Origin of the sequence: Nocardioides marmoribigeumensis (assembly GCF_031458325.1) — a bacterium.
Classification (GTDB): domain Bacteria; phylum Actinomycetota; class Actinomycetes; order Propionibacteriales; family Nocardioidaceae; genus Marmoricola_A; species Marmoricola_A marmoribigeumensis.
In genome coordinates this window covers 181098-200283 of record NZ_JAVDYG010000001.1, presented here as the reverse complement: position 1 = coordinate 200283, position 19186 = coordinate 181098, and the positions used below count along the sequence as shown (strand labels likewise).

At 73.6% G+C, this 19186-nt stretch carries 20 protein-coding genes; 6 read left to right on the top strand and 14 right to left on the bottom strand.

The features are described 5' to 3' along the window. Nucleotides 1-26: 26 nt before the first annotated feature. From imuA' to J2S63_RS00855, 14 genes are all read right to left on the bottom strand, one after another. A complete protein-coding gene (gene imuA' / locus J2S63_RS00920) occupies nt 27-689 on the bottom strand; it encodes a DnaE2-dependent mutagenesis accessory factor ImuA' (RefSeq protein ID WP_310297385.1) in 663 nt (220 codons plus the stop codon). An 84-nt stretch (nt 690-773) separates the two neighbouring features. After that, the gene (locus tag J2S63_RS00915) at nt 774-1787 is read right to left on the bottom strand and encodes an MprF family protein (RefSeq protein WP_310297383.1); all 1014 of its coding nucleotides are present in this window, start codon (nt 1785-1787) and stop codon (nt 774-776) included. Continuing rightward, entirely contained in the window at nt 1729-2217 is a 489-nt protein-coding gene (locus J2S63_RS00910) for a hypothetical protein (RefSeq protein WP_310297379.1), read from the bottom strand. Before J2S63_RS00910 ends, J2S63_RS00915 begins: the two co-directional genes overlap by 59 nt. Nucleotides 2218-2229: 12 nt before the next feature. Then, on the bottom strand, nt 2230-3354 hold the full coding sequence (locus tag J2S63_RS00905; RefSeq protein ID WP_310297376.1) for an acyl-CoA dehydrogenase family protein: 1125 nt from the start codon (nt 3352-3354) through the stop codon (nt 2230-2232). Beyond that, the gene (locus J2S63_RS00900; protein WP_310297373.1) at nt 3354-3833 is read right to left on the bottom strand and encodes a type II toxin-antitoxin system RatA family toxin; all 480 of its coding nucleotides are present in this window, start codon (nt 3831-3833) and stop codon (nt 3354-3356) included. The genes J2S63_RS00905 and J2S63_RS00900 overlap by 1 nt, the downstream gene beginning before the upstream one ends. Nucleotides 3834-3878: 45 nt before the next feature. Beyond that, the gene (locus tag J2S63_RS00895) at nt 3879-5123 is read right to left on the bottom strand and encodes an aspartate aminotransferase family protein (protein ID WP_310297370.1); all 1245 of its coding nucleotides are present in this window, start codon (nt 5121-5123) and stop codon (nt 3879-3881) included. After that, nucleotides 5120-6154: an SDR family oxidoreductase gene (locus J2S63_RS00890; protein ID WP_310297368.1), complete on the bottom strand. Its 1035-nt coding sequence runs from the start codon at nt 6152-6154 to the stop codon at nt 5120-5122. Before J2S63_RS00890 ends, J2S63_RS00895 begins: the two co-directional genes overlap by 4 nt. Before the next feature lies 1 nt (nt 6155). Then, nucleotides 6156-6605 (bottom strand): SRPBCC family protein, encoded by a 450-nt coding sequence (locus tag J2S63_RS00885; RefSeq protein WP_310297365.1) that lies wholly within the window; start codon nt 6603-6605, stop codon nt 6156-6158. A gap of 83 nt (nt 6606-6688) precedes the next feature. Further along, nucleotides 6689-8155 carry an MmgE/PrpD family protein gene (locus J2S63_RS00880; protein WP_310297361.1) on the bottom strand — a complete coding sequence of 489 codons (1467 nt, stop codon included), beginning with the start codon at nt 8153-8155 and terminating at the stop codon, nt 6689-6691. After that, nucleotides 8152-9057, bottom strand: coding sequence for a class I SAM-dependent methyltransferase (locus tag J2S63_RS00875; protein WP_310297358.1), 906 nt, complete (start codon nt 9055-9057; stop codon nt 8152-8154). The genes J2S63_RS00880 and J2S63_RS00875 overlap by 4 nt, the downstream gene beginning before the upstream one ends. 3 nt (nt 9058-9060) lie before the next feature. Beyond that, the gene (locus tag J2S63_RS00870; protein ID WP_310297356.1) at nt 9061-10170 is read right to left on the bottom strand and encodes a fatty acid desaturase family protein; all 1110 of its coding nucleotides are present in this window, start codon (nt 10168-10170) and stop codon (nt 9061-9063) included. A 12-nt stretch (nt 10171-10182) separates the two neighbouring features. Then, a complete protein-coding gene (locus J2S63_RS00865) occupies nt 10183-11121 on the bottom strand; it encodes a diacylglycerol/lipid kinase family protein (protein ID WP_310297353.1) in 939 nt (312 codons plus the stop codon). Continuing rightward, nucleotides 11118-13226 carry an MMPL family transporter gene (locus tag J2S63_RS00860; RefSeq protein WP_310297351.1) on the bottom strand — a complete coding sequence of 703 codons (2109 nt, stop codon included), beginning with the start codon at nt 13224-13226 and terminating at the stop codon, nt 11118-11120. The genes J2S63_RS00865 and J2S63_RS00860 overlap by 4 nt, the downstream gene beginning before the upstream one ends. Before the next feature lies 1 nt (nt 13227). After that, nucleotides 13228-14196, bottom strand: coding sequence for a ferritin family protein (locus J2S63_RS00855; RefSeq protein ID WP_310297349.1), 969 nt, complete (start codon nt 14194-14196; stop codon nt 13228-13230). Nucleotides 14197-14328: 132 nt separating this feature from the next. Between J2S63_RS00855 and J2S63_RS00850 the strand changes: the two genes are divergently transcribed. The 6 genes from J2S63_RS00850 (at nt 14329) to J2S63_RS00825 (ending at nt 19055) form a co-directional block, all read left to right on the top strand. Further along, the gene (locus J2S63_RS00850; RefSeq protein WP_310297347.1) at nt 14329-14973 is read left to right on the top strand and encodes an esterase/lipase family protein; all 645 of its coding nucleotides are present in this window, start codon (nt 14329-14331) and stop codon (nt 14971-14973) included. Nucleotides 14974-14998: 25 nt separating this feature from the next. Then, a complete protein-coding gene (locus tag J2S63_RS00845; RefSeq protein ID WP_310297346.1) occupies nt 14999-15511 on the top strand; it encodes a flavin reductase family protein in 513 nt (170 codons plus the stop codon). Nucleotides 15512-15604: 93 nt separating this feature from the next. Then, nucleotides 15605-17047 (top strand): VWA domain-containing protein, encoded by a 1443-nt coding sequence (locus tag J2S63_RS00840; protein ID WP_310297345.1) that lies wholly within the window; start codon nt 15605-15607, stop codon nt 17045-17047. Nucleotides 17048-17158: 111 nt separating this feature from the next. Next, nucleotides 17159-17716 carry a CPBP family glutamic-type intramembrane protease gene (locus tag J2S63_RS00835; RefSeq protein ID WP_310297342.1) on the top strand — a complete coding sequence of 186 codons (558 nt, stop codon included), beginning with the start codon at nt 17159-17161 and terminating at the stop codon, nt 17714-17716. Next, nucleotides 17698-17892: a hypothetical protein gene (locus J2S63_RS00830; protein ID WP_310297340.1), complete on the top strand. Its 195-nt coding sequence runs from the start codon at nt 17698-17700 to the stop codon at nt 17890-17892. Before J2S63_RS00835 ends, J2S63_RS00830 begins: the two co-directional genes overlap by 19 nt. A 218-nt stretch (nt 17893-18110) precedes the next feature. Further along, entirely contained in the window at nt 18111-19055 is a 945-nt protein-coding gene (locus J2S63_RS00825) for a right-handed parallel beta-helix repeat-containing protein (RefSeq protein ID WP_310297337.1), read from the top strand. Nucleotides 19056-19186 lie beyond the last annotated feature (131 nt).

Here is a 19186-nt window from a genome sequence, read left to right as displayed (position 1 = left end):
CTAACGTCCTAACGTCGGCTCGTGCGTCAGCCGGACGCCCGGAGGTCCTCGTGCGCCGGCCGGTCGACGCGACGCAGGCCGGGCCAGGTGAGGTCGGCGCGCAGCGGGGGGCGGGCGCCCCGGTGCACCGCGACGCGGGCGCGCCGCTCCTCGAGCCGTCCGGTGCCCGAGGTCGGGCCGCGCCAGGTGGACAGCTCGGTGCTCAGCCGGGCGGTCGCGCGCGGCCACTCGCCCTGGACGACGAGGACGGCTGAGCGGGTGCGCAGCCGCGAGTCGAGGACGCCCGCGGTGCGCTCGCTGACCGAGGCGGGAGGCCGGAGGACCACCACGCGGAGCACGTCGACCAGCGCCGCTGTCACCTCGAGCCAGTGCTCGCCGGGGTCGGGGACGAGGACCGTGCGCGAGAGCTCGATGCCGACCTCGGCCGCCGCCTCGGCCCCGAAGTCGGGGCAGCCGGCGAAGCCGACCCACTCTCCGGCCTGCGACGCCCCTGCAGCCAGGGCCAGCGCCAGGGAGGCGGAGTCGACGGCGTACGTCGCCCCCGCATGCAGCTGCAGGACCTCGGCGATGTCCGGCATCGTGGGGACCGGCTCCAGGGCTGGTCGCCGCTCCATCGCCGCCACCCGCTCCCGGAGCTGGTCGACGACCGGCCGCCCCGGGTCGAGCGGCACGGAGCGGCTGGAGGACATGGCTCCATGATCGAACACATGTTCGAACCAGTCAAGACGGCCGGCTTGCTCGCGGGCTGCCCTGGCCCGGGCCGGCGGGCACCCTCAGACCGAGTTGGTCACCCGCAGCAGTGCCACCAGGGCCCCCGGCGTGAGCCGGCCCTGGAAGGCGACGTACTCCGGCTCGACCAGGTCCAGCGCCCACTTCTCCTTGTAGGCCAGCTGGGCGGCCGCCGGGTAGACGAACGAGCCCTTCTCCGCGAGCAGGCGCACGAACCGCGCCGTCATCGGGCTGGCCCCCTCGACCTCGTGCGCCGGGTCGAGGCCGGTGAACGGCGTCATCCCGAAGTGGAGGAAGCCCGCACCCTCGGCCCGGAAGGCCTCCACCGCACTGACCACGAGCAGCTCGAGCACCCCGGGCGGGGCGTCGGGACGACGTCGCGAGAGGTCGTGCAGCCAGCCCGCGCGGCTGCCGAAGACGGGGGCGAAGGAGAGGTAGCCGAGCACCTGCCCGGCCTCGTCACGGGCGACGAAGAGCCGGCGCTGCGCCTGGGCCTCGCCGCCGACCTCGCCGACCATGAGCTGGATCTCCTTGACGTGCCTGCCCTTGGCGCGCAGCCAGACGGCGTCGACCTCCTCGAGCTCGCGCCGCAGACGCGCGTCGAGCGGGGTCTCGGTCACCGTGACGCCGGCGCGCCGGGCGCGGGAGACCTTGTTGCGCAGTGACACGTGCTTCTTGCCCTTGAGGTCGAACCCCGCGAGCGCCCGGGCGTAGTTCGCGCCGAGCTGGTTCACCACGAAGCCGTTGGCGGCGTAGAGCTCCGCGTCCTCACGGAGCAGCTGGACGGCGACGATCCGTCGCCGCCGCTCCTCGGCGTACGTCGCGAACGCGGCCAGCAGGGCCGGCCGGTCCTCCGGTGCCGCAAAGGCGCCGCCGAGCTGGACGAGGGCCCGCCGGCCGGCCGGGCGGTAGGCCACGAGGCCGTCGATGCCGGGTGCGCGGAAGTGCTGCGTGCCCTCGTTGAGGGCGAGGTAGGCCGACGGGTTGTCGGCGTGGCGCTCAAGCAGCTGTGCGGACGACGGCTCGGTCTGGGGGGCGTGCAGGGTCTGGCTGGTCATAGCGGTTCACGAGCTCCTGGTAGGCGGGGTGGGTAGCGGGTTCGAAGGACAGGCCGTAGGGCTTCTGGAAGTTGCCGAAGAGCGCGCGGTCGCCGCACTGGTGGATCGGCAGCGCGAGCAGCGCCCACTCCGGGCCCACGACCAGGCACCAGACCCCGGCGACGAGCGCGGCGCTGAGGTGGGAGTGCATGACGTTGTAGAGCCGGTAGTAGGCGAGCGGGACCCGGCCGTCCGGCGACCGGCGGAACGCGACGGCGCCGGGCAGGTAGCCGATGAGGTCGATGTAGAGGAACAGCCCGATGAAGGACAGCCATCGGATCTCGCCGAGGTGCAGGACGGCCAGCACCACGGCGACGGCCAGGGCCAGGGCGTACTCCGCCCGCAGCCAGTACGCCGTCGCGCGCGTGAAGAACAGGTTGTGGGAGTCCATGGGTCTCGTCTCCTAGAGGGCCAGCGGTTCGCCGGCGAGGTACGCCGCGAGCGGGCCGGAGGCGGCCGCTCGGGAGGGCGGGTGGAAGGCCAGGGCGCGGGTGGCGGCGAGGAGGTAGGCGACCTCGCCGCTGCCGATGAACGCCATCCCCCCGGCGGCCGCCGAGGCGGCCATCACGACGCGCTCGATGGTGCGCTCGGTCGCGTAGCGCGCGAACAGCGCGCGCGCGAGGAGGTCGTCGTCGTCCTCGCTGGTCTCCGAGGCCCGCGCCACCTCCTCCAGCGCGGCCATCGCGGTCTCCAGCTCGACGGCGAGGTCGGTCCGGTCCTGGTCGGACCCGCGGTGCTCGCGCAGCACGCGCTCGGCCAGGCGGGTCGCCGCGCCGAGGTACGACGCGGAGACGAGCAGCTCGAACCACACGAAGCCGCGCGCCTGGATCGGGTCCATGTGGTCGCCGTCCTCGGGGTAGAACACGAGCGCTTCGGGGACGAGCACGTCGGTCAGCGTGACCTGGTCGCTCTCGGCGCCGGTGAGCGCCGGCGACTGCCAGAACCTCGTGCGCTCGAGGCCCTCGGACTCGGCCGGGATGAGCACGATGGCCAGCCGGTCGGGGCCGCCGTCGGGGTCGGTGACGGCGACGCTGGCCGACATCAGGTGCATCGACCAGGTGAGCGAGCAGGGCTTCTTGACGCCGTTGACGAGGAGGCCGCCCTCGACGGCGGTGCCCCGCATGCCGGGGGACAGGATGTGCTGGCCGGGCCGGCCCTCGGCGAACCCCGAGGACAGCAGCCACTGCTGCTCCGCGATGGCGGTGAGCATGGCCCACTCGAAGCCGTCACCGACGGCGGTCAGCTCGACGAGCGAGGCGACCGAGAAGTGGTGCATGGTGCTGGCCACGGCCAGGCTGGGGGACCGGCTGCCGACCGCGCGCTGGATGCGCACGGCGTCGACCAGGCTGGCCCCCTTGCCGCCGAGGTCCGCGGGCACCATGAGCGCCGGCCCCCCGACCTCGCGGAAGACCTCGAGCGACCCGTTGCCGGGCGCCTCGAGCTCCTCCAGGGGCCGGTCGGCGAGGTACTTGTCCAGGCCGGGGAGGTAGTCCTCGAGCGTCGCGCGCTCGCGCCTCATGATCGTCATCACGCCACCGCCTGCTGGTCCGGCGTGGCCACGCTCGAGGCGTGCAGGGCGGCGCCGTCGAGGAGGCCGCCGACGATCGCGACGGTGTTGTCCACCAGCGTGCGGGCGGCGATCGGCTCCAGCGCGTCGGCCAGGCTGGGGATGCCCATGTCGATCCGTGCGTGGAAGGCGATCCGGGCCCCGTCCGCCGCGTCGAGGCAGCGCCAGGAGCCGTCGAAGACGGCCACGTCCCCCTCGAGCTGGCGGAACGTGATGGTCCTACCCGCGGCGTCGAAGGTGTCCTCCTCGACCCAGCGGAGCAGGCCGTTGCGGAACTTCACCTCCCACGCGGAGCGGGTGACGTGCTCGGCGACCCGGGTGACCGCGACGCTGTTGACGGCGTCGGCGAGGTCCGGGTAGCGCTCGAAGTCGGCCAGGGCGGCGTACGCCTCGGTGGCGGTCCGGTCCGGGACGTCGATGAGGATCTCGACGATGCGCATGGTGGTGTTCTCCTTGTGTGGTGGGGCGGTCAGTGGTGTCGGCGGTCAGGCGGCGGCGCGGAGGGTCCGGCCGAGGGTGGCTGCTGCCCGGTCCAGTGCGGACTCGAGCCGGTGCAGGTCGTCGGTGGTCAGCACGGCCGGCGGGGTGAGCCGCAGGACGTTGCTGGAGTTGAGGGAGTACGACGGGATGACGCCCTCGTCGAGCAGGGCGATGAGGAGCTCGGTAGCCGCCTCGGCGGTGACCAGGTCCACGCCGACGAGGAGCCCCTCGCCCCGGGTCTCGGTCACCAGGTGCGGGCAGTGCTGCTCCATGGCGGCGCGGGTCATCTCCAGCACGTGCGGGCCGAGCTCGGCGGTGCGCTCGACCAGCCCCTCCTCGCGGAGGACGCCGATCGTCGCGGACACGGCCGCGCTGGCCAGCGGGCTGCCGGCGAAGGTGCTGGAGTGCAGCAGGGGGTCGGCGTCGAGGGGCGCGAACACCTCGGCGGTGGCCACGACTCCGCCGACCGGCATCACGCCGCCGCCGAGGATCTTGCCGGTGAGCAGCACGTCGGGGGAGACGCCCTCCCGGTCCGCACCCCACCACGTGCCGAGCCGGCCGAGACCCGTCTGGATCTCGTCGAGCACGAGCAGCGCGCCGCGCGTGGTGCACAGGTCGCGCACCGCGCGGAGGTAGCCGGGAGGCGGCACCCGCACGCCGCCCTCGGCCTGCACCGGCTCGAGGATGACGACGGTGTCGGGGCCGATCACCGCCTCGAGCGCGGCCAGGTCGCCGAAGGCGACGAACTCCACGCCGGGCAGCAGCGGCCCGAACGGGTCGCGGTACTGCGGCCGGCCGGTGACGCTGAGCGCGCCGGTCGTCTTGCCGTGGAAGCCACCGGTGGTCGCGACGACGCGTCCCTTGCCGGCGAGGCGGGCGAGCTTGATGCCGACCTCGGTCGCCTCGGCGCCGGAGTTGGTCAGGAACACCTTGTCGAGCCCGGCGGGGGACACCGACGCCAGCTCCGCGGCCGCGTCGGCGAGCTCGGGATTGAGGAACAGCCGCGTGGCCAGGGGGTTGCGGTCCAGCTGGCGGTGGACCGCCTCGACGACCTTGGGGTGGCGGTGCCCGAGAAGGAACACCCCGAAGCCGCCGCAGTCGAGGTAGGTCCGGCCGTCGCTGCCGTGGACGTGGGCGCCCTCGGCGTGGGTCTCGACCGGGGTCGACACCATCCGGGCGATGTTGGCGAGGGAGGAGCTGACGTGCTGGTCGTACCTGGCGAGCACCAGGTCGCGGTCGAGGTGGTTCACGCCGCGCTCCTGGTCGCCTCGCACAGGTGGTGCCCCTTGACGTCGGCCCAGTGGTGCAGGCTCGCGGCGAGGGACTCGGTCTGGTCCGGCAGCGGCATCGCGCCGAGGGCCTCGAGCTCGCGCAGGCTGCTCGGCTTGGTCTGCCCGTCCTGGAGGTACGTCGTGAAGAACTCCAGCATCCGGGTCACCGACCTGGCCACGAAGTCGGGCAGCTCGTCGAGGAACACCGGCGCGATGAGCCGGTCCCACAGGTCGGGGGTGACGAACCGCGGGGTGTCGACCTCGACGCCGCACCGGTGGGCCCACTCGACCGCGACGTCCATCGCGTCGTCGAGGCGCAGCGCGCGGTCGCCCGCGGCGAGCCAGAGCTCACCCTCGGTCACGCGCTTCTCCACCACGGTGGCGATGCAGTCGGCGACGACGTCGACGGGGACGAAGTCGATCGGCCAGGCGGCGTCGAAGGGGATGATCGGCACGAGGCCGGCGAAGAGCCCCTGCACGACCTGGTGCAGGCCCTGGAAGGCTGCCATCTCGCCGGTCTCGGAGTCCCCGATCACGACGCTCGGCCGCAGGATCACGTGCGGCACCGTGGCCCGTCGTACGACGTCCTCACCCTGGGCCTTGGAGGCCGCGTAGCCGGCGGCCTGCTCACCGCGACCGACCGTGCTGCCGACCCCGACGAACGCCGTGGACACGTGGTAGAGCAGGGCTCCGGCGGCCTCGGCCAGGGCGACCATGTTGCTGGTCCCCGCGATGTTGGTGGCCTCGAGCGACCCGTCGCTGCGGTTGAAGTCGGTGACGGCGGCGGCGTGGACCACGACGTCGACCTGGCGGGCCAGGGCGGCGTGGTCGCGCTCGGAGAGCCCCAGCCGCGGGGCGGCGACGTCGCCGCGGATGCTGGTGACGCCGGGGTGGGTGACGGGAGTGCGGTGGACCAGGGCGACGACCCGGTCGCCGCTCCGCAGCAGGCGCGGCAGCAGGGCTTTGCCGACGACGCCCGAGGCACCGGTGAGGAGGATCGTGCGCGTCATCTCAGGCCACCTTCGCGAACGTCGCGACGAGGTGCTGGAGGTTGGCGCGGACGACCTTGGTCTGCGCCTTCTCGACCAGGGGCTCCATCACCTTGCCGAAGGCCCCACCCAGGCCGGAGTCGGCCTGCAGCAGGTAGCGGACACGGGTGCCGCCCGGGACGGCCTCGACCTCGTAGGTCGCGGTGAAGCTGAGGGACCCCTCGACGCTGCGGCTGGTCGCGCTGCGGTCGGGGGTGTGCTCGACGACCTCGGTGGTCCAGGGGAGGCGCTTGCCCATGATCCTGCTGACGCCGGCGTAGCGCGTGCCGACCGCGACCTCGGCGGCCCCGGCCACCCGGGTGCACTCGATGATCGAGCTGTCCCAGGCCGGGAGGTTCTCGCCGTCGACCAGGTAGGAGAACACGGTCGGCACGGGCGCTGGGACGGTCACGGTCTCGTCGATGACGGGCATGTCGCTGGTCTCCTCCGGGGTGGGGATCTGTCGGGAGGGAAGAGGCGTTCGCGACGGCCGGTGATACGTCTCGGCGCGAGATCTCAGGGCGTGAGTGCGGCCTCGAGCATGAGGCGCACGTCGGAGGCCGAGGCGGTCCTCAGCGACAGGGCGAGGTCGGCGACCTTCTCGTCCCCGCCCACGGACGACCACTTGCGTCGCACCAGCGAGGCGTGGTGGTCGCGTGAGGGGTCACCGGTCGCGCCGACGGGGATCGAGCGCTCCGCGACGTGCACCGACCCGTCGGCCAGCGTGAGCACCACGCGGGCGGGGGTCGCCTTGGCCACGCCGTCGAAGGTCGGCGAGGGCGGTGGCGGCGTGCCGACGAGGTCCACCAGCCAGTCGCCGCCGACCTCGGAGAGCCAGGCCTCGGCCCGGGGGCCGGCCTGCCGCACGGCCTCGCCGAACGGCACCTCGCACCTCAGGGACTCGCGCGTCATCGCCTCGTCGTGCTCGAGCCGCACCCGCGCGGCCAGGGCCCACCGGGCGTCGTCGTCGAGCCGCGGCGGGGCGAGGTCAGGCCCCGAGAAGGACCCGGTGAGCAGCGTCGTCGCCACGGCGTACGGCGTGTGGAAGACCAGGGCGTGCACGGGCGAGCGGGGGCCGTCGACGAACGCGCCGGCGCGCTGCTCGACCACGATCGTGTAGAGCGAGGTCTCCACCACCACCGACGCGACGTCGGCCTCCTCGAGGAGCCCCAAGCGGGACACGAGCTCCGAGGCGCAGTCGACCGCGGCGTCCAGGCCGGGCCCGCCCGGGTGGACCTTGAAGGACAGGGAGTCGGTGTGCCAGCGCACGCCGAGGTCGAGGTCGACGGCCTCCGGAAGCGGCACGGTCGCGAAGCGGTCCAGGAAGCCGTCCGGCTCCTCGAGGATCCCGGGGTGCCCCTGCAGCCCGGCCGCCGCGGCGTCGCAGGCGTCGAGCCCGAGACGCACCGGCACCGAGGCGCTGAGCGTCTTCGCGTCACTGCTGAGGAAGGCCGGCAGGAGCGGGTAGGGCGGGAGGCTGAACGCCAGCCCCAGCGCGTCCACCCACTGCTGCCGCGGCGCCGCCTCGGCGGCGAGGCGTCCCGCGACCGCGCCCGCGACGTGCGTGTGGGCGGCGTTCTGCCCGCGGAAACGGCCCAGCGTGGCGGCCGCCGCGATCCGCGCCGCACACTCGTTGGCGACGACCACGGCGGTCAGCAGCTGCTCGCCGTCGAGCTCCAGCGCGTGGGCGTAGGCCAGCGGCACGGTCGCGGTCGAGTTGGACAGGTGGCCGGCATAGGCCGTGTCGTCGAAGTGCAGCCACGACGTCAGCCCGGCGAGGACGTACGCCGACTGCGCGGCGGCGCCGTCGAAGGGACGGCCCAGCCCCGCGACCAGCCGCTGCCCGAGCGGGTGCTGGAGCCCGGCGCGGGCCGCCGCGAGCTGCGAGAGCACCTGGCTCTCCGCGAGCGCGACGACCCGGTCGGGGACGTCCGGCAGGCGCACCGAGGACGCCCAGGTGGACAGCCGCTCGATCGCCGTCACGGCACGTCCCGGACGCGGACCCCGGTGACGATCCCGAAGAAGTCGTCGGTGCTGTAGGCGAAACCGCGCGGGCCGCCGTACCGTCCTGCGAGCTGGGCCATCGACAGGTTGTCCTCGACGCGGAAGCCGTGCAGCTCCATGACCTTCTCCGCGCCGTCGGCGGTGAGCCCGTAGGTGTAGGGCTCGCCACGCTTGGCCACCGCGGCCCGCGCGCGCAGGGCCCCGCGGTAGCGCGTCGTGCCGTCGACCACCGACGGGTCGAGGTAGTCCCAGACGAACCGGCTGCCGACGGCGGCCAGCCCGGCGACGTCCTCCAGGGTGACGCGGACGGCGGCGGGGGTGAGGAAGAACGAGACGCCGTACCAGACGAACAGCGCGGGCCTCGTGGGGTCGAAGCCGGCCTCGAGCAGGCGCTCGGGAAGCGAGTCGGTCTCGAAGTCGCAGGCGACGTAGCGCAGGTCACCGCGCGGTTCGAGGCCGCGGGTGAGGGAGCGCTTCAGCTCCTGGGTCGGAGGGGCGTCGACCTCGAAGAGCGTGGCGCCGCCGAGGTCCAGCCGCCACGCGGTCGTGTCGTAGCCGGCTCCCAGGCTGACCACCTGGGTGACCCCGTCGGACACGAGCTCGGCGAGCAGCTCCTCGAACCAGCGGTTGCGCAGCAGGACGATCGCCATGAACCCGCCGTAGAGGTGGTCGAAGGTCCTCAGGGTGAGGCGCGAGGTGACCCGGTTGCGGACCATCAGCCGGCGCAGGGGCCGGGTGACGAAGACCCGTGCGACGGGGTCGTCGATGAGGCGGCGGTCGGCAGGCCGCAGGGTCTCGCCGGCCCGCTGCGCGCAGGTGATCTCGGCGGTCTGGCTGGGCCGGAGCTGGCCGACGTCGGTGGGGCGGTCGAGCACGGACATGGGTCAGATCTCCTTCTGGGTGGCGGCGAGGGCCTGGTAGGACTTCGTGGTGCGGTAGAGGTGCGCGATGACCTCGGTGAAGGACCGGACGACGCCGACCTCGTGGTAGGGCAGGCCGATCTCGGCGCAGTAGGCCTTGGTGATCGGGCGCGCGTGGCGCAGGTTCTTGCGCGGCATGGCCGGGTAGAGGTGGTGCTCGACCTGGTAGTTGAGACCGCCGTACAGGAAGTCGATGAGGTACGACGACCGGATGTTGCGCGAGGTGACGACCTGGCGGGTGAGCCACCCCCACTCCTCCTCGGGCAGCTGGATCGGCATCCCCTTGTGGTTGGGGGCGAAGACCGCGCCGATGTAGACCCCGAACATCGCGTTCATGGTGAGCACGAACAGCAGCGCCTTGAGGGGGCCGAGGACCCACACCAGCGTGCCGAAGTAGAGGGCGAGGTGGGTGAGGATCAGCACCGTCTCGGTGCGGGTCAGGCGCGGCAGCCGGGCCCGCAGCGCCTTGAGGGACTCGGTGCGCAGGCCGAGCGACTCGGTGGAGAGCAGCGGGTAGAACAGCAGGTGCTGGTGCCGCACGATGAACTGCGTCCCGCGCGTGCGGCGCTTCTCCGCGAACCCCTGGTCGGGGATGAAGATCGCCCGCCGGCGGACGATGTCGGAGTCCTTCTCCAGGTGGTTGGGGTTCGAGTGGTGGCTGTTGTGGTGACCCACCCACCAGCCGTAGGAGAAGCCCATCAGCAGGTTGCCGTGCAGGAGCCCGAGGAGGTCCTGCCCGCGGCGGCTGCGGGTCACCTGGCGGTGCCCGATGTCGTGGCCGATGAAGCCGGTCTGCGTGTAGCAGAAGGCCATGGCGGCCGCGACCACGAGGAACCACCACGAGTCGCCGACGACGAAGAGGGCCACCCACGACGCGACGAGCATCGCTAGGTTGGAGGTGATCTTGGCCCAGTAGTAGACCGGCTTCGGGTCCATAAGACCGGCCGCCTTGATGCGGCGTTGGAGCTCGGTCCAGTGCTGGTTGCCGATGGACGGCCAGTCCGACCGCGGCAGGATGCCCGGTCCGGCTGCCGGGTGGAGGGGCTGCTCGGGAGCGGCGGTCAGGAGGGTCATGACGGGTTTCCTTCAGGGTCGAGGACGGTCGAGGACGGTGAGGACGGTGAGCGCGGCGGGCATGACGCTGGCGGTGAGGCGCGGTCCGACGTCGACGACGGTGCCGTCGTGCTCGGCGACGAGGGGGTGGCCGTCGGTGCGCTCCACGACGACCTCGCGACCGCGGGCGTAGGTCACGCCGGGCAGGTCGAGGTGGTCGCCGGTCGGGATCGTGGCGGCCACCCTCTCGGTCGCCTCCCCGGTGAGGTGCTCGATGGTGCTGACGTCGAGCAGCCCGTCGTCGAGCACCGATCGCGGCAGGAACTCGAACGCGCGGGCACGGTGCCTCCCGCCGCCGATCGCGACCGAGCTCGTCGGCCCGTCGCTGAGCACGGCTCCGTCGACGCTCACGCGGGTGGGGGAGTCGGGCATGTCGGAGAGGAGTCCGGCGGCGGCCGCGTAGTACCTGTCGATCCCGCTCAGCACGCCGTCGTACGCCGCGGCGTCGGCGAGCACCTGCGCGAGGAACCCGGTGGACGTGCCGAGCACCGACACCGCGTCGAGCTCGGCGAGGCGCAGCAGGTCGATGCGCCAGGTCCTGGTCCGGCCGTGCCGCAGCAGGTCGGTGACCTCGTCGCAGGAGCGGTCACCCCACAGCGCGCGGGCGGTCGAGTTGCCGCTGCCGGCGGGGAGGGCGCACAGCGTCCGGTCGGTGCCGGCGAGCACCTGGGTGACCTCGCTGACCGTGCCGTCCCCGCCGATCGCGACGACGAGCTCGGCCGGGTCTCCCGCGGCGAGCGCCGCGGCGTGGCCGGGGCCCTCGGTGCGGACCAGGCGAAGCGGGCCCTCGAGTGCACCCGAGCGCGCCACCGCGGTGGCGACCCGGGAGGCGGTGTCGTCCTGGATGCTGCCGGCCGCCGGGTTGGCGACGACGAGGCAGTCCCGGAAGGTCGTGCCGCCGAGCGTCCTCACGACGCCACCTCCTCGAGGCGGGCGTGGCGGGGTCGCGGCTCGGGCACCACCGGGAGGCTCACCGGGCGTCCCGGCCACCACCAGTTGCGCGCGCCCATCACGGCCATCGCGGCCGGGACGAGGACACCGCGCACCACGGTCGCGTCGAGGACCACGGCGATGGCGAGGCCGACGCCCAGCTGCTTGAGGGGCGCGAGGTCGGCCATCGCGAAGCCGAAGAAGACGGCGACCATGATCGCGGCGGCGCTCGTGATGACACCGCCGGTGTGCTCGACGCCGTCGACGATCGCGCCGCGGTTGTCGCCGGTGCGCTCGAAGACCTCCTTCATGCGCGAGATGAGGATGACCTCGTAGTCGGTCGAGAGCGCCACCGTCACCGCGACGATCGTGATCGGCACGATCGGGTGGATGTCGCCCGGGCCGCTGGCCCCGATCAGCCTCGCTCCCCACTCGGTGCTGGTGAGCAGGAGCAGCGAGCCCAGGCTCGCCCCGAGGGAGACCACGACGAGCGCGACCGCCTTGAGCGGCAGGAAGACCGACCGCAGCGCCAGGAGCAGCACGAGGGCGACCACGACCAGGAGCGCGACGCCGACCCGTGGGAGCCCGTCGAACATCGCGCGGGTCGCGTCCATCGAGGCCGCGGTCTCGCCCCCGACGAGGTAGTCGCCGTCGGAGCGGTCCCGCAGCATCTGGACGAAGTCGCGGTTCGCTGCGGAGTAGGGCTCGTGCGTGGTGGTGACCGCCACGGCCGACCGGCCGTCGCCCAGCGGCACGGCGTCGACCGAGACCACGTCGGGCGAGCTCGCGAGCACCTGCCGCAGGGGCGCGTCCGGCCCGTCGGTGAGCACCGTGACCGGCGACATCGCGGTCGGTCCGTAGCGCAGCGCGGCCTGCTCGTAGGCCTGCCGCACCGATGCGTGGGCCGGCAGCGTGGAGGCCCCGGAGATCGAGACGTGGTCACGCAGCCCGAGCGCGGGCAGCGCGAGGGCGACGAGCAGGCCCGAGCTCACCACCAGCCACAGCGCTCCGCGGCCGGTGACGCGCGTGGCCCACCGGCGCCAGCCGGCGGTCGAGGCGCCCTCCGCGGCGTGGCGGCGGGGGACGGCGACCCGGCGGCCGAACAGCGAGATCAGCACCGGGGCCACGACCAGCGCGGTCAGGCCCGCGAAGAGCGTCACCATCACCATGCCGAACGCGGCCGAGCGGATCGACCGGCTGTCGACGAGCAGGAGGGTCGCCTCCGCGGCGAGGACGGTGACCGCGCTCCACAGCACGGCCGTGCCCGTCGAGCGCATCGCCTGCACGATCGCCTCGTCGGTGGAGGTGCCGCGGCGGGTGAGCTCGCGGACCCGCTGCAGCAGGAACATCGCGTAGTCGACGCCGAGGGCGACGCCGATCATCGAGGCGGAGTTGGTGACGAAGTCCGACATCGGCAGGACGTACGACGCCGCGCCGACCGCGCCGAGCCCCATCAGCAGCCCGGACAGCGCGATGACCAGCGGCAGCCCGGCGGCCCAGACCGACCCGAAGGTCAGCAGGAGCACGAGGAAGACGATCGGGAGCCCGAGCCGCTCGGCCTGTTCCAGGTCGTGCTGCGACAGCGCGGTGAGCTGGTCGCGGTAGGCGCCGAACCCGCCGACGTACACGTCGGTCCCCTCGGGGGCGAGGTGCTCGGCGTGGCTCTCGAGCTCGTGGGCGACCTTGATCGCGCCGTCCGTGCCGCCGGTCGTGGACAGGTTCAGCACGACCACGCGTGCGCCGTCCTCGGTCACCGGAGGGGTGTCGGGCAGGCGGCTGACCCGGGTGACGCCGTCGACGTCGCCGGCCTCGTCGGCCACCTTCGTGACGACCTGCTCGGTGAGCGCCGGGGAGGCGTCCGCGGGCAGCCGGACGGCGAGGAAGAGCGAGGGCAGCGGGCTGTCGGCGAGGGCGCGGGCGACCTTCTCGGAGTCCGCCGAGGCCGGCGCCTCACCGCCGGACACGATGCGGCCCGGGAGACCGGCGGCGAAGCCGGCGCCGACCACGCAGAGCAGCGCCCAGACGACCAGGACGCGGCCGCGGCGGGCGAGCAGGGCGCGGGCGGCCCGCTCCATGAGCTGTTCCATGTCAGCTCAGTCCCATGTAGGCGAGCCGGCTCTCCTGCATCTCCAGCGACCACGTGGCGGCGAGCATCATCCGCTCCTCCGCGGTGGTGTCGAGCAGGCGCTTGCCGGGGGCGATCTCGTAGTCGGCGAGCAGGTCCTCGTGGTCGGCCAGACCCTGCTGGAAGAGCTGCTCGCGGCGCAGGATCATGTCGAGCACCGGCAGGCTGCCCCACAGCTCGCGGCCGCGGGTGATGAGGGCCTGCACGCGGTCCAGCTCCTCGGGGTGCTCCTCGAGGTAGCGCTTGACGATCGAGCTGCCGACGGTGAGGTGGCGGATCTCGTCGACGCCCGCCGCGCGCTCGATCTCGGCGGCGGCCGGGTCGAGCAGGCGCCACTTGCGCTCGCTCAGCTCGGCGGCGGGGGCCAGGACCCCCTCGACGAGGACGGTGATCACGATGACCCCGCCGATGAAGTCGCCGTGGTCGCGTCCCAGGGGGAGGCCGAACTCCTCGAGGGGCACCAGCACGGACGCGACGTCCGCGCCGGCCGCACGCTCGACGGTCTCGGCGAGCTCCTCCTCGCCGACCCCGAGCTCGAGCAGGTGGCCGCGGAAGCAGGCCGAGTGACGAGCCTCGTCGACCAGCTGGGTGGCGAAGAACTCCATGGTGTCGGTGTCGGGGGCGTGCAGCACGAGGTAGGACAGCGCGCGGGTGGCCTTCTCCTCCGCGACGGAGCGGAAGGCGAACTCCTCGATGAGGGCCTGCCGCAGCGGGCCCTCCAGGAGCATGTGGTCCGGGACGGGGGTCTCGGGGCGGTGGCCGCCCTTCGCGAGACCGCGCAGCGTGCCCTGGGCGACGGCGCCGATCCAGTACTCCAGGTTGCACTGCTGCGGCGTCAGCTCCAGCGACATCGCGCCGTCGAGCAGTCCGGGCGCGGCGTCGAGGTCGGCCTCGACGGGGATGTCGTGCGAGCTGGTGGTCGTCGTGGTCATGACTCTCCTCGGTGTCGGGTGGTGGGGGGCCGCCACGTGGGACGAGGAGTCGCGACCGGCGGCCCTGATACGACCGCGGCGGATTCGTCATCGGTGCGTATCACCGCGCCACGGCATCGCTCCTGAACCGGCATGAACAGCTCCACCTCCCGGTCGCTCCCGGTCCTGCTGGTCCCCGGCAGGCCCGGGACGCCGCTGCTGTGGGCACCCCTGCGGGCCGCGCTGGAGGAGGCCGGTCTCCCGGTCGTCGCCGTCGACGCGGACTGGGCAGGTCCCGGTCCGCTGGTCCTGCGCTCCGTCTTCGACCGGACGGTGCGCTGCGCGGCGGAGGCGATGGCGGACTCCGGCACCCCGGCGGTCCACCTGGTCGGGCACGGCCAGGGCGGGGAGCTCGTGAGCCGGCTCGCCTCCGGCCCGCTGTCGGGGGTAACGGCGACCGCGGTGACCGTTGCGGCCCGGCACCCGCAGCAGCCCGTCGCGACCCAGGCCGGGCCGCGCTCCGAGCGCTGCGTGGTCCGCCGCCTGGCCGTCGTACGCCGGCGACCGCTGCCGCGCTGGCTGTCCTACTACTCCGACGTCGACCCGGTCGCACCGCCCACCGTCGCCCGGCTGGCGCCGTCGGTCGTGGGCGCCGTCGTGACCAACCACCTGATCCCCGGCCGCGGGCACCTCGCCCTCTGCCAGGACGAGCGGCTCGTCCGCTCGATCGTCCACGAGCTCGCCTCCACCGAGGGCCCCCCTGGCGCGGGCGCGGTGCTCTGCGAGCAGGCCGGCTGACCCCGGCCGAGAACCAGGAGGACCGATGGACCACGAGCAGCGCGCCTACCGGGCCGCCCTGGGCGGCTTCGCCACGGGCGTCACCGTCGTGTCGACGGCGGCCTCCGACGGCTTCCACGCCACGACCGCCAACTCGTTCACCTCCGTCTCCCTGTCGCCCCGGCTCGTCCTGGTCTGCCTGACCACCGGCAGCCGGACGCTGGGCGCGATCCTGGACTCGGGGTTCTTCGCGGTGAGCGTGCTCGGCTCGGCGCAGGAGGACCTGTCCGCGCACTTCGCGAGCCGGGACCGGGCGCCTGGTTCCGCCGGCTTCGCAGGGACCCGCTTCACCCTCGACCGGCACGGCTGCCCCCGGTTCACCGACAGCTCGGCGACCTTCGCGTGCCGCGTGCACGAGGCGCTCCCCGGAGGGGACCACGTCATCGTCGTGGGGGAGGTCGCGGCCTACACCTCCCGGCCCGCCACCGACCCGCTGCTGTTCCACGAGGGCCGCTACGCGCGTCTCGAGCCCGCAGCCGCCCTCGAGCTGGCGGGCTAGCCCGCCCGGCCCCACCGACGTATTCACCGACGTATCCAGCGGGCCCCGGCGTCCTCCTTCCCTCCAGAGCCGACCCCCAGGAGCTGATCCGCAATGCCCTCGACCCACCCCACCACCCCCGCTCGTCACCGCAAGCCCCGTCGGCGGGGCGTCGTCGTCGGCGCCTCGGCGCTGGCCGTGGGCACCGTCGCGACCGGGGCCGTCCTCGTGGGTGGGGCCTCGCCCTCCCAGGGGACGGCCGCCTGCCCGGGCACCACCGTCCGGGTCGCCGCGGCGCCGGAGATCGCGCCCGTGGTCGCGCACGTCGCCGACGGGCTGGCCGGTACGTGCCGGACCTACGTGGTGCGGACGACGCTCGAGCGGCCGACCGGTGCGGACGTGTGGGTCGCCGAGTCGTCGGTCCGCACGTCCGGCACGTCGGTCGCCTCCTCGCCGGTGGTCCTGGCCGTGCCCGCGCTCCAGGGGCGCGGGCTCGGGCCCGAGCCGACGTACGACCGCCTCCCGGCCGGCCTCCGGTTCACCGCGACCGACGTCGAGGGCGACCCGGTGACGCAGGCAGGGCTGGTCGACCTGACCGCTGCGCTGCAGGGCGGGCCCTCCCAGCGGGGCGTGCTGACCGGGCTGCTGCGCTCCGTCTCGAGCCGGGCCGGGGGAGCGGTCCTGACGACCGAGGTCGCCGCTCCGGCGTCCTCCACCGTCGTCCGGCCCGCGTCGGGCGGCACCGTCATGGACTACCCGTTCGTCACGCTGCGGTCGTCCAAGGCGGCCGGTGCCCTCCTGGCCGCGCTCAGCGGCTCGGCGGGCCGCGATGCGCTGGCCCAGGCCGGCTTCGGTCCGCCGACGGACACCCGCGTCCTCACCGAGGCCGCCGCCGCCCGCGTGCGGCAGACGCTGCAGGTGCTCCAGCGGCCCACGCGCACGCTCGCCCTCATCGACGTCTCGGGCTCGATGGCGGCCCCTGTCCCCGGCGCGCACGGCGCCACCCGCATCGACCTCGCCCGCGAGGCGATCCGGGCCGGGCTCGGGCTCCTCCCGGACGGCACCGTCGCCGGGCTGTGGCGCTTCTCCGACAACCTGACCCCGAGCACCGACTACGAGGAGGTCGCTCCGCTGACCGAGCTGACCGATCGCACGCGCGGCCTGCTGGGCCCGGCGGTCGACCGCCTGAGGGTCGACCCCGACGGCGGGACGGGGCTCTACTCCTCGACCCTGGCCGCTGTCCGCGCGGTGCGGGCGTCGTACGACGACAGCCGCGTCAACAGCGTGATCGTCCTGTCCGACGGACGCGACCGGGACGCCGAGGCACACCACATCCCGCTGCGGACGCTGCTCCACGCCCTGACCAGCGAGGCCGACCCGGCCAGGCCGGTGCGGGTGATCGGGATCGCCTACGGCCCCGACTCCGACACCGCGGCGATGCGGGCCGTCACCGACGCCACCGGCGGCACGCTCTACACCGCCCGCGACCCGCGGGACCTCCCGGTCATCTTCCGCGAGGCGATCGGCAGCCGGCTCTGCTCCGGGGCTGCCTGCTGAGCGGGCCGCACGGCACACGTGCCGGGCAGCGCGGTGGTGGGGTCTTCGGACCCTGCCGACCAGCAGGCGACGACGCGCACGATGAAGCCAGGAGGCAGTGCCGTGCTCAGCATGCGAGGTCCTGTGGACCGCCCGGCGCAGGACGCGATGCCCGAGGCGGCGGCGATCTCCGCGAGCCGCTTCCTCGTCCTGACGCTGGCGGTGTCGTGGGCGGTGTGGGTCCCGCTGGCCGCGATCCGGGTCGGGCTCCTGCCGGACTGGGTCCCGACCGGGTCGATGGTGGCCCTCGCACTCCCCGGGGTGCTCGTCCCGTCCGTGGTCGGCACCGTGCTGTGTGCGCGCCGCAGCCGCGCGACCCTGCACGACCTCCGCACCCGCGCGACGACCTGGCGGGTCGGGGCGGCCTGGTGGCCTGCGCTGGCGCTGCAGCCCGCCGTCCTGGGCCTGGCCGCGGTGCTCTCCTCCTTCGCCGGGACGGCACCGAGCCCCGCGGCCGACCTGCGGGTCGGCGCGCTGGTGGGCACCGCCGTCGGACTCGTCGTGGCGTCCTTCGGCGAAGAGGTCGGGTGGCGGGGAGTGGCGCTCCCCGCGCTCGTACGACGGCAGGGCTGGTCGCGGGCGAGCCTCGTGCTGGGTCTCGTCGTCGCGATGTGGCACGTGCCCTGCTGAGCTGGCTCGCGCGCCGGTCCCGCTGGAGCGTCCTGGTCGCGGTGGCGTTCCACGTGTCCTTCAACCTGGTCAACGTGGCGCTCCTCCCGCTCACCGACGCGACGGGGGCGTTCGCCGTGCTCACCGGGGTCGAGGTCCTGCTGGCGCTGCTCGCGGCCAAGGCGTTGCACGGGTGACGAGGGGCGCCCCTCACAACGTCGTGGTCCTGGGCGCCGATCGGTGGCGAGCCGCGACGGGCGCGGGCATCGTCCGGCGACTTCCTCGGACGGTGCGGTGAACCGGGGGGCCCGGGGCGTGGGGCCCGATTCCCCTGACCCGTTCGAGCGGTACCCCCGCCCGGCTCCCGGTGACAGTCTTCGACCAGACGGGTGTCCTTCGGCGGTGGGTTCTTCTCATGTGGCGTCACAACAGGTCGCAGCGTGCGGCATTCGGGCTCGGCGCGGCGTTGGTGCTGGCGGGCCCACTCACCGTCGCGCTGGCGGGTCCGGCGGCGTCCGCTGGGATCACGTGCGGCTCCGTGCTGACCTCGGGGGCCACCGCTCCCACGGTCTACGCCCTGTCGACCAACCTGACGTGTCCCACCGGCAACGCCATCACCGTGCGCGGACAGGACATCGTCCTCGACCTCAAGGGACGCACGCTGACAGGCGCCGGTCAGGGCAACGGCGTCCTCATCGACCTCGACAGCTCGAACGTCGAGGTCCGCAACGGCACCGTCCGGGGCTTCCAGTACGGCGTCCGGATCGACACCGCCACGCTCAACCGCGTCTGGAACCTCACGTTGACCGGCAACCAGCGCGGCATGGACATCGCCAACGCCGGGCGCAACGTCCTGGAGAGAAACCAGATCACCGCCAACCGAGGGGACGGCATCCGGTTCGGCGGCGCAGGTTCGCGGGACAACACCGCACGGCAGAACGTGATCTCCGGGAACGTCTGGGGCGTCCACGTCGCCGACGGCGGCATCGACAACACGGTGACCCAGAACCAGGTGAGCAGCTCGGGCAACTTCGGGATCAGCGTGTCGGGCGGCTCCTCTGGGACGACGGTGAGCCGCAACGTCGTGACTGACAGTGGCCAGGAAGGCATCCTCATCGTGTCCAACGCCGGCGGCGGCACCGTGGTCGGGCAGAACTCGGTGTCCGGCAGCGCCTGGGACGGCATCAGGGTCGGCACTGTCGACGCTCCCCTGCCGGATGCCGTGGTGGTGCAGAACACGTCGACGTACAACGGGTTCCTCGGGATCAACGCGCCCGGCGTCACGGACGGGGGCGGCAACGTCGCCTACGGCAACGGAAACACGCTGCAGTGCCTGGGCGTCGTCTGCTCGGCGGGGTGACGCCGCCGGGTCACGCCGCCGCTGGGGCCGCTGCAGCTTTCCCGGTCCCGGGAAACGCCAGCCCCCACCAGGTGAATCCGGGGACCCTGGCAGGGGCTGGGTGAAGCGCGACGTCAACCGAGGAGTGGCCC